At 60.7% G+C, this 13,004-nt stretch carries 10 protein-coding genes; 5 read left to right on the plus strand and 5 right to left on the minus strand.

Going from position 1 to position 13,004, the window contains the following annotated elements:
- Nucleotides 1–349 precede the first annotated feature (349 nt).
- The 5 genes from P3T40_RS20140 (at nt 350) to P3T40_RS20160 (ending at nt 4,593) form a co-directional block, all read left to right on the plus strand.
- Complete coding sequence (locus P3T40_RS20140) at nt 350–1,393, plus strand: AraC family transcriptional regulator (RefSeq protein WP_429269488.1); 1,044 nt, start codon at nt 350–352, stop codon at nt 1,391–1,393.
- A 211-nt stretch (nt 1,394–1,604) separates the two neighbouring features.
- Entirely contained in the window at nt 1,605–2,537 is a 933-nt protein-coding gene (locus P3T40_RS20145; protein ID WP_429269489.1) for a hypothetical protein, read from the plus strand.
- Nucleotides 2,538–2,583: 46 nt separating this feature from the next.
- Complete coding sequence (locus P3T40_RS20150; protein ID WP_429269490.1) at nt 2,584–3,156, plus strand: OsmC family protein; 573 nt, start codon at nt 2,584–2,586, stop codon at nt 3,154–3,156.
- A gap of 113 nt (nt 3,157–3,269) precedes the next feature.
- The gene (locus tag P3T40_RS20155; RefSeq protein ID WP_429269491.1) at nt 3,270–3,893 is read left to right on the plus strand and encodes an MlaC/ttg2D family ABC transporter substrate-binding protein; all 624 of its coding nucleotides are present in this window, start codon (nt 3,270–3,272) and stop codon (nt 3,891–3,893) included.
- 157 nt (nt 3,894–4,050) lie between these two features.
- Nucleotides 4,051–4,593 (plus strand): DUF1003 domain-containing protein, encoded by a 543-nt coding sequence (locus P3T40_RS20160; protein ID WP_429269492.1) that lies wholly within the window; start codon nt 4,051–4,053, stop codon nt 4,591–4,593.
- A gap of 30 nt (nt 4,594–4,623) precedes the next feature.
- On the opposite strand, the gene P3T40_RS20165 is transcribed toward P3T40_RS20160, so the two are convergent.
- From P3T40_RS20165 to P3T40_RS20185, 5 genes are all read right to left on the minus strand, one after another.
- A complete protein-coding gene (locus tag P3T40_RS20165) occupies nt 4,624–5,577 on the minus strand; it encodes a SphA family protein (protein WP_429269493.1) in 954 nt (317 codons plus the stop codon).
- A gap of 9 nt (nt 5,578–5,586) precedes the next feature.
- The gene (locus P3T40_RS20170) at nt 5,587–8,208 is read right to left on the minus strand and encodes a fused MFS/spermidine synthase (RefSeq protein ID WP_429269494.1); all 2,622 of its coding nucleotides are present in this window, start codon (nt 8,206–8,208) and stop codon (nt 5,587–5,589) included.
- Nucleotides 8,209–8,291: 83 nt separating this feature from the next.
- Nucleotides 8,292–9,974, minus strand: coding sequence for an arylsulfatase (locus P3T40_RS20175; protein ID WP_429269495.1), 1,683 nt, complete (start codon nt 9,972–9,974; stop codon nt 8,292–8,294).
- A gap of 127 nt (nt 9,975–10,101) precedes the next feature.
- Nucleotides 10,102–11,163 carry an HAD family hydrolase gene (locus tag P3T40_RS20180; protein WP_429269496.1) on the minus strand — a complete coding sequence of 354 codons (1,062 nt, stop codon included), beginning with the start codon at nt 11,161–11,163 and terminating at the stop codon, nt 10,102–10,104.
- 91 nt (nt 11,164–11,254) lie between these two features.
- Nucleotides 11,255–12,514 carry a formylglycine-generating enzyme family protein gene (locus tag P3T40_RS20185; RefSeq protein WP_429269497.1) on the minus strand — a complete coding sequence of 420 codons (1,260 nt, stop codon included), beginning with the start codon at nt 12,512–12,514 and terminating at the stop codon, nt 11,255–11,257.
- Nucleotides 12,515–13,004 lie beyond the last annotated feature (490 nt).

Consider the following 13,004-nt stretch of genomic DNA (forward strand, 5'->3'; position numbering starts at 1 on the left):
CGCTGATCCGTCACGTCCCGTCGTGTGATGAACTTTGCCTCTCGCCATCGGTTTCCGTCCTGCCCGTGCGTCGACGTTTTTTGCCCGATCGTCCGGGTCTTGCCGATGGCTCGCCTGGCCATTGCAGCGCGTCCAGAAAGATTGTCCGGTCCTACTGCAGAAGGGCGCGATTTGTTGCATGCGGTTCATCCACACGCATCGCACGGCAATGCATCAAGCGCATTGAAATATGCGGTAAGGTGTTTGTCATATACGGCCGCCGCGGGTATAACATGTACCCTCGGTCGGGTTGAAGAATGACCGGCCTCCCGGTCCTTGCCCGGGAAATCGCATATCACGCGAGCTCTTCATGGATGCAGTTTCTGACGTCCTGCGCGCTGTGCGTCTAAGCGGCGCGGTGTATCTGAATGCGACCTTCACGGCACCGTGGTGCGTGATAGGTCGCACAGATGCTGCACTTTGCGCGGCCTACCTGCCGCGATCCGAGCGCGTCGTCTCATATCATCTGATCATAGAAGGGAGTTGCTGGGCCCAACTGGCAGACGACCCCGCTTCGGCTATTCATCTCAATGCCGGCGAACTGGTGGTGGTGCCGCAAGGCGAAACGCATCTGATGGGCAGTGCCGTGGATCTTGCACCCACGCCAACGGAGTTGCTATTGGCTGGTCCGATGGCGGCAGCACCCGGTGAGGTGATGGCGTTGTCTTACGGAGGTGGGGGGCATACGACTCGCATCGTATGCGGCTTTCTGGCCTGCGACGATACGCTGAGTAACCCACTGCTCTCATCGTTGCCGCGACTCTTCAAGATTGATATGCGCCACGATCCGCGAGCAGCATGGCTTGAGTCCTCTCTCAAGTTCGCAGCCATCGAAGCTGCGAATTCGCGGGCGGGCGGTACGATCGTCCTCGCCAGACTGTCCGAACTTCTGTTTGTCGAGGCGGTCCGTAGTTGTATTGAAGCGCTTCCTGCCCACCAGACAGGATGGCTGGCCGGCGTGCGCGATCGCTACGTGGGACGCGCGCTTTCGTTGCTCCATGCGCAAGCGGTCCATCCATGGACCGTCGATGAACTCGCGCGCAAGGTGGGGTTATCGCGCTCCGCGTTGGCGCAACGCTTCACCGATCTCCTGGGACAACCGCCAATGCAGTATCTGGCGCGATGGCGCATGCAGATCGCCGCGCAAGAACTTCTAACCGGCAGAAAGTCCCTCGCCGCTGTAGCCGAGCAGATTGGTTATGAGTCGGAGGCGGCTTTCAGTCGGGCCTTCAGGCGCGAATTTGGAATGCCGCCGGCAGGCTGGCGCAAGAGCAAAGGAAAGATGAACGGCGCTGCCGAATCTGCGCAGGCCACACCCGCTGCGAGTGGCATCACGTCACCAGCGGATCAGTGACGCCTACTGCCATACCGGACGCAACGTTCATTCGCACACCTCAAAGCTGACCAGGCGTTTCGGCCATATCTCCCGGTGGCCCGATCATAGAACCTCGCGTCTCCCAATCGTACATTCGAGCGTACCGGATGCCAGATCAACCCTATGGTTCTGGCCGGTAGATGAACATTCACAGCTCGACCGCAGGTAGGTCCACATTGGGAGAAATTCTATGAACGCAGTATCGCGACTCTCCGACCGCGATCGTTACGCCCGTTGCATTCGCGCCTCAAAGATGGTCAGTTGGGACATCGAGCGTGACGTGATTGGAGGCCGCACCTTTGACACGTCCGAGAAATTTCTTCCCGACGGGCTTTCACTGGCTCCGAATTTCTTCACGCTCTCCGAAAGCGAAAAGCGTTTCGTCAGCCAGATTCAGGGACGCACGTATGCCAAGGTATTCGGACTGGTAGAGCGCTTCATCAACGCCAAGGTGTTGGAAGTCAGCCGTGACTATTGGCTCGGCGACCAGGTGGCGCTCGAGGCGCTGGTCCGGTTCAGCGAAGAGGAACTCAAGCATCAGGCGCTATTTCGTCGTATCGACGAGATGATCGGTGAAACCCTTCCCCCCGGGTATCGCTTCGACGTCGACCCGGATGTCGTCGCCTCTGCAGTGCTCGGGAAAAGCACGTGGGCCGTATTGGCGCTGACGCTGGATATCGAACTGTTTAGCCAGCTCCACTACCGCCAGAGTATCGCTCCAGATGCTCAGCTGTCGGAGCTATTCAAGAACGTGTTCCTCTACCACTGGAAGGAGGAGAGCCAGCACGCCATCCTCGACGAGCTCGAATGGGTCCGTCACGACGCCACTATGACGGACCGTGATCGCGACAAGGCTGTTGACGAACTCATCGAGCTGATAGCTGCGATCGACGGCATTCTGCAGGCGCAGGCAGCAGCCGACGCGCGTTATTTCGAGGCGAACTGCGGCCGCGCAATCGACGAGGCGGAAAGCCAGTCGGTCGAAGCAAATTTCCTCGAGGCTTACCGGTGGCAATACATCCACTCGGGTGTACGTCATCCCCATTTCGGGGAGGTGCTGAATAGCCTCATCTCCGAAGACCAGGGCAGGCGCATCCAGGCTGCGCTCGCCACACTGCAGTGAGATTTACCGAAGCTGAACAATCCACGTATGTTGACGGAGATGGAATATGAATGCCAATGCACAGACCAACGAACCTAACATCGTTAACGGCCTTAACGTCGACGATTTGTTCGCCCTGATTGAGGGTGTCAAGGGCGATGTCTCGAAAGCCACCACCAGCTGGCGTGTAGCGACGAGCTGGCAGGGCCAGACTCGAACGCGCGCCGAGGTAGAGGGGTTTTCGATCGGAGGGCAGGATGTGTCGCGCCGGTTCACGATCGATATCGATGAGCCCTGCGAACTTGGTGGCTCGAACAAGTTTGCCAATCCTCAGGAGCATCTGATCGCCGCGCTGAATGCCTGCATCACGGTGGGGTACGTGGCGCAATGCGCTGTCCGCGGGATTACGCTCGAATCCCTGCAGATCGAGACCGAGGGTGAAATCGACCTGAGGGGTTTTCTTGGGCTCGACCCCAAAGTGGCAAACGGCTACGAGAGCCTGCGTTACACCGTCCGTATCAAGGGCAGCGGTACAAAGCAGCAATTCGCTGAGATCCATGACGCGGTAATGGCCACTTCTCCCAATGTCTACAATCTGGCGAACGCCGTCCCTCTGAAATCGACGCTTGTGGTTGGGTGAACTTCGCGATGTGGGCGCGGCGGTGCGTGACGAGCGCCGCCGCGGCGTGTTCCGGCCAGATGGAGGATACTTGGCGAAATAACACACCAACGCACTCAGCCAGGATTCTTCATATGAAGGCTCTCTCTCTAGTGACTCTTTCTGCTGCATTGTTCTCGTTTGGCAGTGCGGCGTACGCGGAAATCGATCAATCGCAGCCGCAGCTTCTGATCAAGAGCGCGACGCAGCAAGTGCTCGGTGAGGTGCGCACACGTGCGATCGAGCCAAACGATATTCCCCGCATCATGGATATCGTCAACCGGGACATTCTTCCGTACACCGATTTTCGCCGCACGACATCGCTCGCGATGGGTCGCTACTGGCGCACGGCTACGCCCGAGCAGCAGCAGCAACTAGTCGAACAGTTCAAGAGGCTCCTGATCTACACCTATTCGGGTGCTATCGGTCAGCTCCATCCAGATCAACAGATCGACTACCCGCCGATACACATCGCTCCAACCGATACGGACGTGGTGGTGCGCACGATTGCAAACAACAACGGCGAGCCAGCGGAGATCGACTACCGGTTGTACAGCACCCCCAAGGGCTGGCGCCTGTACGACCTGAACGTGCTCGGTGTCTGGCTGATCCAGACATATCGGCAGCAGTTCAGCGACAAGATCCAGCAAAGCGGTGTGGACGGTCTGATCCAGTTTCTCGCTGATCGCAACCAGCAGCTCGCTTCGGGCAAGCAGTAACGGGTTACCTGGCCTCTGACGGTCAGGTTGATATTTTGTAAGGAGTTGGAAAGAACGCGCGAGCGGATCATGCCAAAAGGAATGGGACGCACGTATGCGAATGCAATATCGCTCGTGTACATTGACACGTTACCCATTCCGGAACGAGTCCACTGCCATGACACCATTCGATCAAGCCAGAGGTGACAATTCGCCGTCCAGTCACGAGCGCTGGCCTCATCTGCGGTTCCATCTTCCTTACAATCACACGACGTCGACCTTCGGAGACGGCTGGTTCGCGCTCAAAGCCGAAGCATTCGCGCGCTTCTTCGGCACGCCTACGTTTCTCGTCGCGCAGACGGTAATCGTCGCGGTCTGGATCCTCGTCAACGTGGCGGGCCTGACGAAATTCGACGTCTATCCCTTCATTCTGTTGAATCTCGCCTTCAGTTTGCAGGCCGCTTATGCGGCGCCGTTGATCCTGCTGGCGCAGACGCGCCAGGCCGATCGTGACAAAGCACTCGCCGACGCAGACGCGCGTCATCGCGAGGAGATCGCGAAGTCCGCCGAACAGCGACAGTTGCAAATGGCCGAGCACACCGCGCAGATGGCCGCGCTGTTGCAGCAGAACACCGAACTCACGGAGATCACGCGGCAACTGAGCGCGAGGATCGAAGCGCTGACTCTGGAAATGCACGCGAAGGTACTGTCGGCGAAGTGAGCGGGCCCTGACGACTCCGGCATCCTGGAGTCAGAAACCGATCGTCGCGGTAGTCATGAAGGTGTTCGTGCTCGACAGCCTGTTCTTGCTGGCCACAGTCGGGACCCAACGCAGTGATGCGCTAACGGGGTTCTTGCCGCCGAGCTTCGTGTCATAAGTCACAATCGGTCCAAGTCCCACGTCGTAGCCGCGAAAGCCGTTGAGTTTGTCTGCGGTCGGACCGCTGTCGTCACCAATCTGCTGAACCGTACCCGCGATAACGCCAACTCCAACGCCGTTACCGAAACGTTTGAGCGCCATGACGTCGAGCGTGAACACGGGGGCGTTCTGATAATCGGTGGCGGAGTTGCGGGTATAGAACTCAACACCTGCAGTCGCGTCGAATTCCATACCGAGGGCTGGAGCGAGCTTGGTGTACGCGACGGTCGGGATAAAAGTCCAGGTGTTCAGACTAACGTTGGCGATGTTGTTCGGATCATATTTGCCGCTAGGCGCCCAGATATTGACGCTGAGGGCCACGTGATCGGTTGGGGAAAAGTGGTACCCGGCGATGATCGGTGTGAAGGAAACATCGAACAGACCTGACGCGTCCTGCGTAATGCCTCCGGTGCGGCTGCCAATGCCCAGTGCGGCGCTCGCACGGGTCCACGCATACGGCAGCGTGAAACTCGACGCAAAGTTCCATGGACCGGGTCCGGTGTTCCAAACCTTAAGCAGTGTCGCCAGCGTGAAGGACACTTGGGCGTCGAGGCCAAATGTTGTCTTGCCACCAATTGGCACAGGACGGCTCGCGCTGATCGAACCGTCGTAGTAGATCTCGGCGAGATTCACAATCCAGTCCGGTTCAGGCGGAACGATCCCTATGTCAGTGGTTATACCGGTGCCGGAGATTGGACGACCGAGAGCACCCTCGGTGCCGTGCGCGACGATCGGCAATCCTAACGTCAGGAAGAACGCGTAAGTGCTGAAGGTTCGCTTGAGCATGTCATTCCTCTAGCCTGCCGTTCCGACAAACCACCTGTAGTACGGGTTGTCTGCATCGACTCGCATGACGTTGCCGATATCGTCCTGCCATGCGTCGCGGTCGCCTCGGTAGGCATCGAGCGCGGCGCTGTAGAACGTCTGGAGTGTAAGGTGCTCGGTTTTCATGGCAGCGACGAAATCCTTGTCTGCGCCGGTCAAGGGCGGCTCACTGCGCAGCGCCAGCAATCGGCTCAGTACCCCGGGGAACTCGTCGTCGCGCACCCAGTTCGCGTATTCGATACGAGGGTGGTCATCGGTCACAGGCTTGGCATCCGCAGCGTAATACTCCAGACCGGCGCGGTCGGTGACCCACGTGGCGAGCAGCGCGGCGGGCGATGCGATGCCGACCTCGCGTAACGCCTTGGCGACGTCCGGCTGTTCAAAGCGCGCGCGGATGCGTGGCACATCGAGTTCGATAGGTTGCATCGAACCCACGAGCATCATCTCGTGCAACTCGGTGGTCCACAGCGTCGCATACGGGAAGGCCTGCACGAAACTCTTGATCAACGAGCGCGTGTCCTCTTCGTTTTGTGTTGCGAGCGGCAACCACTGGGCCACCAGTCCGCCGGATTCCAGCCGCGAAGCCGCAAGTCGGTAGAAATCGGACGAGTACAGATTGACTATGCCGGCAGCCGACGGAGGTGGCGGTTCTAGCGTGATCAGATCGTAGCGGTCTGTACTACGTAGCAGTTCGTGACGTCCGTCGCGTACACGGATCTGCACGCGTGGATCGGTGCTCACGCCGTAGTTGCCGTTGAACTGCGGCGAGGCGCGCACGACAGCGGGCAGCAATTCGGCGACGACGCGTCGCTCAAGTCCGGGCCAGGTCAACAACGCGCCGCTGGTGATGCCGGTGCCCAGGCCAATCACGAGCGCCGAACGCGGTGGGTCGCGGTGAATGAGCAGTGGCAGCAGCGTCTGCAGACGCATGTAGCGCAGCGAGGTCATGGCGTCGCCGGAATTCGACACGCCCTGGATATACAGGCGCTTGAAGTGGTTTTCACCCGAGCTCTGCTCGACGACCGCAACGGTGCCTCCCGTGCTTTCCTCGTAAAAACCAAGGTTGCCACTATGTGCCTGGGCCAGCAGTGTCGCGAGCCGGTCGGACGGCGTGAGGATTGCGGCGGCGACGGAGAGCCCAGCGAGAACGGGCACGCCCCAGCGGGCGAGTCGCTGCACTGACTGCCCGCGTAGCACAGCCAGCAGGCCGAGCGCGCTTGCGGCAATCGCGAGCGCGGCGAGTGTATGAACGAGACCGAGTGCAGGCACCAGCGCGAATCCGGCAAGCAGCGTTCCGGCAATGCCGCCCGCCGTATTCAACGCGACTACTGCTCCAACATCGCGTCCCAGATGTTCTCTGTTCACGCTCAGACGCAGTGCGAACGGAAACGCTGCGCCTAGCAACAGCGTCGGCGCGAAGACGATGCACAGGCTCGCCACCGCGAAGCGGGCACACATGGCGGCAAGCAGGCTGCCGGTCGCATCCAGAATCGAATGTGATGCCTGGGACTGCCATTGAGGCAGCCAGTGCCCGAGACCGGCAATCTCCAGCAGCGCCACGAGCCCCGCGGCAGCGATCAGTAGCGCAAACGCGCCCCAAGGATCGCGCACTCGCTCGACCCGTCGGGACACCAGCGCGCTACCGAGCGCCAGCCCGAGCAAATAGGTGGCCAGCACGACGGAGAAGGCGAAGCTGCGGGTGCTGATGAATTGCACGATCGTCTGCGACCAGACCACCTCGTAGCCCAACGCAATACCGCCGGCGATGGCGTAGATCACGAGCGCCAGCCGGGTGCGGCGCGCTGGCGTCGCGGCTGGGCCAGCGGCGATGTCGACCGAAGGTGCGGGGACGGCTGCGCGAGCGTGCCCGGCGCGAGCGTGCCCGGCGCGAGTGAGGATAAATGCCAGCAGCGCGGCTATCGCATTCAACGTGGCGGCGGCATACGCGCTGCCTTGTATGCCGAGCGTGGGGATCAGGAGGAAGGAGGTAGCCAGCGTGCCTACAATCGCGCCAGCCGTATTGGCAGCATACAGTCGTGCGCCCGCACGACCGACATGGTTCGCCTGAGGTGAGAGGGCTCGCATCAGCACCGGCAGCGTGCCGCCCATCAGGATCCCGGGCAAGCCGACCAGCGCGAAAGGCAGCGCCCATGCGAACGGGCCGACCTGGTCCTGCAGTGCGGCGAACGGCGCGGCCGCACGGGACAGCCCCAAGGTGCCGATTAGCGCTAATACCAAGGTGGCGGCTTCCAGGCAGGCATATAGGCGCAACGGATGCGTGCTACGGTCGGCCAGTCTGCCAAATAGCCAGCCGCCCACGGCAAGGCCGGCAAAAAATGCGCTGACGCCGATCGCCACCGCTTGCACTTCCACGCCCACCACGAGTGAGAGCTGCTTGATCCATAGCACCTGATAGATAAGCGCAGCCGCGCCCGATGCAAACAGCAGCAGTGCTGGCCAGGCGATGGCGAGCGCCGCGGGGGTGTCCTCGAGTTGGGCATACTCGCGCGGCGCAGCACGGCGCAGCGTGCGTTCCTGTTCGCGCCGCTCACGGCGCGAGGTCTTGGCATGAGGCGCGAGGGTGTCGGTCATGGATATTGATCGAAGTTAAAGCGGGTTGAAGCGGCGCCCGCCGGCAGATACCCGGCGGGCGCAGTGCAGGGAAGCGGGGCGGCCTATTCGAGCCCGCGCTTCTTGAACGACTCGTCGATCTTCCTGTCGACCTGTTTGCGCACCCCGTCGACGCTGAAGCTCGCCGGTCGCTGGCTCGGCGGATACGCGACGAACGTCTGCAGGAAGACCGTCGCTTTCATCGTCGCGATGCCGGTCAGGTAGGCGTTTTTCGTTAGCCAGTCGTTGTACTGGTCAGAGGTAATATCCGCTCGCTCGTAAGGGTCCATGCGCAGGTTGAAAATCTTCGGCAGTCTTAAGCACACCAGCGGGTCCTGCCAGATGTTGAGATTCCCTTGCGCACGCTGCTCGCAGAACACGGCTTTCCACGCCATGCCGTCCTGATCCCAGCGCATCGCGACCAGATCCCCATCGTCATCGAAGTAATAGAACTCGGTGCGCGGGTCCTTGGTCGTTTTGCCGGTCAGGAAAGGCAACTGGTCGTAGCCGTCGAGGTGCACCTTGAAGCTGGTGCCGCCTGTTTTGGGCGCCCAGCCCTTGAGCAACCTGTCCTTCACGCCGGTGTCGCCAGCGGCGTCGACTAGCGTCGGGAACCAGTCGAGTCCGGACATCATCTGGTTAGAGATCGAGCCTGGCTTGATGTGGCCCGGCCAGCGCACCATCGCCGGGACGCGGAACGCGCCTTCCCAGTTGGAATCCTTCTCGCTGCGGAACGGCGTCATTGCGGCATCGGGCCAGCTAAACATGTTGGGCCCGTTGTCCGTCGTGTAGACGACGATGGTGTTGTTGGCGATCTTCAGATCGTCGAGGAGCTTCAGTAGTTTGCCGACATCCTGGTCGTGCTCCCACATGCCGTCGGCATATTCGTTGCCGGGCATGCCGCTCTTGCCCCTGAACTCCGGCCGCACGTGGGTGAACACGTGCATGCGCGTGTAGTTCATCCACACGAAGAACGGCGTGCCGGCCTTGGCCTGCCTGGTGATGAAGTCGGCGGCGTGCTCGCCGGTTTCATCGTCGATCGTCTCCATGCGTTTGGTCGTGAGCGGCCCGGTGTCCTCGACCTTGCCGTCGGCAGTGCTATGGATCACGCCACGTGGAGAAAAGTTCTTCACGTACGGGTCGTTCTTGTCCTTAGGCCAGTAAGGGCGTTCGGGTTCTTCTTCGGCATTCAGGTGGTAGAGGTTGCCGTAGAACTCGTCGAAGCCGTGGTTCGTCGGCAGATACTCGTTCTTGTCGCCCAGGTGGTTCTTGCCGAACTGACCGGTGGCGTAGCCGAGCGACTTGAGCGCCTGCGCGATTGTCATGTCTCCCTTTTGCAACCCAACGGGCGCGCCAGGCGCCCCGACCTTCGAGAGCCCCGTGCGCAGCGGCGACTGGCCCGTAATAAACGACGAGCGCCCGGCAGTGCAACTGTTCTCTGCATAGTAGTCGGTGAACATCATGCCTTCGCTGGCGATGCGGTCGATGTTGGGCGTCGTGTAACCCATCAGGCCATGCGTGTACGCGCTGATGTTTGACTGCCCGATGTCGTCGCCGAAGATCACCAGGATGTTCGGCTTGGCCGAATTCTTCGCGGCAGGCTGGGACGCAGGAGGCGCCACGGGCTTGGCCGGCTGGGTCTGTGCGGACGCTTCGGTGGGCGGGGTCAGGACTAACACACAGACCGCCGTGATCGCTAATAGCGACACGCCAGCGGCGTAGCACCTTTTTCGCAGGAACAGTCTCATCGTTTCGCTCCAATGGAGTGGCTTCCAATCTGCCCGTCGCCTCCCTCAGGCGTTGCGGGCTGTATCGCGGCGGGCGCAACGAGCCGCGCCGCTGGTTCTTCGTTGCTCGGGCTTTCCCATGCACTCCTTACTGCTTCGCTTCGGGATAGATAGTTTTCCAGTCGTCTTTCATACTCACCACGACCCAGTGCCGCGTGACCGCCTCGTCCCACGCCTTGTCGAGCTTGCCGATCTTCGATTGGCGGTCGTAGGCGAACTCGCGTGTGGCGTCGTCGTGGTGGACGAGAAGCGCGAGATATTCGCCACTGCCGCCCGCTGTGTACTGCAGCATTTGCAAATCGCCGTCGGAATTGCCGAAGGCGAGAATTGGACGGCGCCCGATGTTGCGATAGATGCCGACCGGTTTGCCCGGACCGTCATCGACAAAATCAACCTTCGGCAGGCGCACCAGCACCGGCTGGCCGTCGCGCAGTTCATATTTGACTTCCTGACTCGAGCCGATTACCTGCTCGGGGGGAATGCCATAGGCCTTCTCGGCCCACGGCCTCATGAATTCGATCGTGCCGCCGGAGACGATGAAGGTCTTGAAGCCGTTGGCGCGCAGATAGGCCAGCAATTCGAGTTGTGGCTGATACACCAGATCGGTATAGGGGCGGTTGAATTTCGGATGCCGTGCTTTGGCGAGCCAGTCGCGGATGGTCTGATCGTAGGCGTCGACGGTCATGCCGCTATTGGCCGCCGCCACCAATTGCAGCAATGGCTTTTGCTGACTGGCGAGCGCCGCATAGTCGTGCGCCATCAGTGCCTTGAAGGCCGGATTGTTCTTCCATTCAGGATGATTCGGCGCCGCGGCCTTCACCTGATCGAGCATGAAAATGAACTGGAAGTACAGCGGTTGCTCGCTCCACAAGGTGCCGTCGTTGTCGAAGACCGCAATGCGGTCTGCGGGAGGCACAAAAGTTGGCGTGCCCTCGTGGGTGACATCGGCGACAAACTTAAGGATTGCCTGGCGAGCCGCGCCGTCACGCCAAGAGGGGAGTGCCGTGGCCGTGGCGGCACTGCCAGGCTGCATAGTCGATGCGTCGCCGCCATGGCTCGCGCAGCCGCATAGCGTCAGTGCGACAAGCGCTGCGCCGACGCAGTCCAATGAGCGGCGTAACCAGCGACGACGGCTATAGGTTTGCTGCATCTGATGTGTCCTTTTGTGTGGCGCGCTGCGATGGCCCGGGAACGGGAGAAGCGTGTGGATCAGGACTCGCCAAGACGATGCATGCTCCCGTTTACCCACCCGCAGAGGCCGCCCGATTGGCCGCTTGCTGCGCCTCCGGATGGTTCTTCCAGGTGTCCTCGTCCATCACCAGCCTGAAGCCGAGATGCGACATGCTGTTGTACGGATCGGTGCCGCGCCGCGCGCTCGGCCGGTAGCTGAGGCAGTACGCCTCGTTGCACAGGAACGAACCGCCGCGTGTCACCCGTTTGGGCGCATCGACAGGCACGCCCGGATCGGCCGGGTCCCAGGACGCGGTGGGGCCGCTCGGGTTGTCGATCACGCTCGTGTCATTCGCCGCCTCGCGTCTGAACTGGTCGGCACGGTACCAGTCGGCCGTCCATTGCCACGCGTTGCCGGTCATATCGGACAAGCCATAGCCGTTGGCCGGAAAGCTGCCCACTGGGCTCGTCCCGAGTGCACCGCCGGCCTTCGCGCTGACCACCGGGAAGGGTTGCGCCTGCTGCCCTTGCCAGACGTTAGCCATCTGCTTGCCGCCTGGCGCAAACTTGTCGCCCCAGGTGTAGGTGGCCTGTTCCAGGCCGCCGCGCGCAGCGAACTCCCACTCGGCCTCGGTCGGCAAGCGGCCGCCCGCCCACTTCGCATACGCCTGTGCGTCCTCATACGAGACCTGCACCACCGGATGATCGTCTTTGCCAATGATGTTGCTGTCCGGCCCTTCCGGATGACGCCAGTTCGCGCCGGGCACATAGCGCCACCAGCGCGAATAGTCTTCAAGCGACACAGGCTGGTCTGTGCCGACGAACACCATCGCGCCGGGCACCATGGCGCTATCGGGCGGCTGGGGCGTGCCGGGTGGCAGTTGTACCTTCAGCGTTTCCCAGTCGGGCTTTTTCTCGGCGGTCGTCACGTAGCCGGTGGCTTCGACGAACTTGCGGAATTCGGCATTGGTGACGTGATGCTGGTCCATCCAGAAGCCGTGCACGCGCACCTTGTGGGCCGGACGTTCATTGGGTTGCGCCATTTTGTAGTCGCTGCCCATCAGGAATTCGCCGCCCGGTACCCACGCCATACCCAGCGGTCCATTTTTGCCGTCGCCGTAGACGACGCGAATCGGGGCGGGGCGGTTGAGGGTGCCGACGGCCCAAGTCACAGCGCCGCCAATAAAGGCGGGCAGAATCACGAAGGCCACCGTCCAGAACAGCCATCGGCGCCAGGGGCTTGCCGCTCGCCGGGAGGAGCGCGGCGTGCTGCCGGCGGGGGACGCGCCGGCCTGGTACGCTGTGACAACTGCCTGTTTTCGTTTGGTCATGGTTGCTCTTCTATACGGTAAGCATAACTAATCACGCGAGGAACCAGACGAGTGTGCACTCCACCATCAGATACAGGTTTTACGCAATCGGTTAAAAAACTTCATTCGAAAACCGGTTCCTGACTACAGATAACAGTAAACCGGGTGGGATGCGACGTTTTTATGAAATAAAGGACAAATCCATATCGAATTTTTTAAGCTTCCTGAGCGTTGGCCGGGACCGGGAATGGCTTCGCGGGGCTTGCAACTGGCGATCCGGGACCCTGACTGGTCACACCGGGCGTGCGAACTCGCTGCGCGGTGATGCACAGAGCATTTGCGTGAACTGTTCATCAACAATCCACTGGATTCTTACGAATCGTGTACTGCAGACTAGCAATTTTTTTGGGACATTTCACGTTTTTTTAAAAAGGATTGCTAACGCTTTGACGAAGTGTGTTGGGTGCGTTACCGTAAAAAATACCAGTCGCAGTGTTTCGGCTTCAAAAAA

Source organism: Paraburkholderia sp. EB58 (assembly GCF_050436665.1).
Classification (GTDB): domain Bacteria; phylum Pseudomonadota; class Gammaproteobacteria; order Burkholderiales; family Burkholderiaceae; genus Paraburkholderia.

Bases quoted from the DNA above. Each gene is read 5' to 3' on its own strand.
- P3T40_RS20155 (WP_429269491.1), top strand. From the start codon at position 3,270: ATGAAGGCTCTCTCTCTAGTGACTCTTTCTGCTGCATTGTTCTCGTTT.
- P3T40_RS20160 (WP_429269492.1), top strand. From the start codon at position 4,051: ATGACACCATTCGATCAAGCCAGAGGTGACAATTCGCCGTCCAGTCAC.
- P3T40_RS20185 (WP_429269497.1), bottom strand. From the start codon at position 12,514: ATGACCAAACGAAAACAGGCAGTTGTCACAGCGTACCAGGCCGGCGCG.
- P3T40_RS20180 (WP_429269496.1), bottom strand. From the start codon at position 11,163: ATGCAGCAAACCTATAGCCGTCGTCGCTGGTTACGCCGCTCATTGGAC.
- P3T40_RS20170 (WP_429269494.1), bottom strand. From the start codon at position 8,208: ATGACCGACACCCTCGCGCCTCATGCCAAGACCTCGCGCCGTGAGCGG.
- P3T40_RS20140 (WP_429269488.1), top strand. From the start codon at position 350: ATGGATGCAGTTTCTGACGTCCTGCGCGCTGTGCGTCTAAGCGGCGCG.
- P3T40_RS20145 (WP_429269489.1), top strand. From the start codon at position 1,605: ATGAACGCAGTATCGCGACTCTCCGACCGCGATCGTTACGCCCGTTGC.
- P3T40_RS20150 (WP_429269490.1), top strand. From the start codon at position 2,584: ATGAATGCCAATGCACAGACCAACGAACCTAACATCGTTAACGGCCTT.
- P3T40_RS20165 (WP_429269493.1), bottom strand. From the start codon at position 5,577: ATGCTCAAGCGAACCTTCAGCACTTACGCGTTCTTCCTGACGTTAGGA.
- P3T40_RS20175 (WP_429269495.1), bottom strand. From the start codon at position 9,974: ATGAGACTGTTCCTGCGAAAAAGGTGCTACGCCGCTGGCGTGTCGCTA.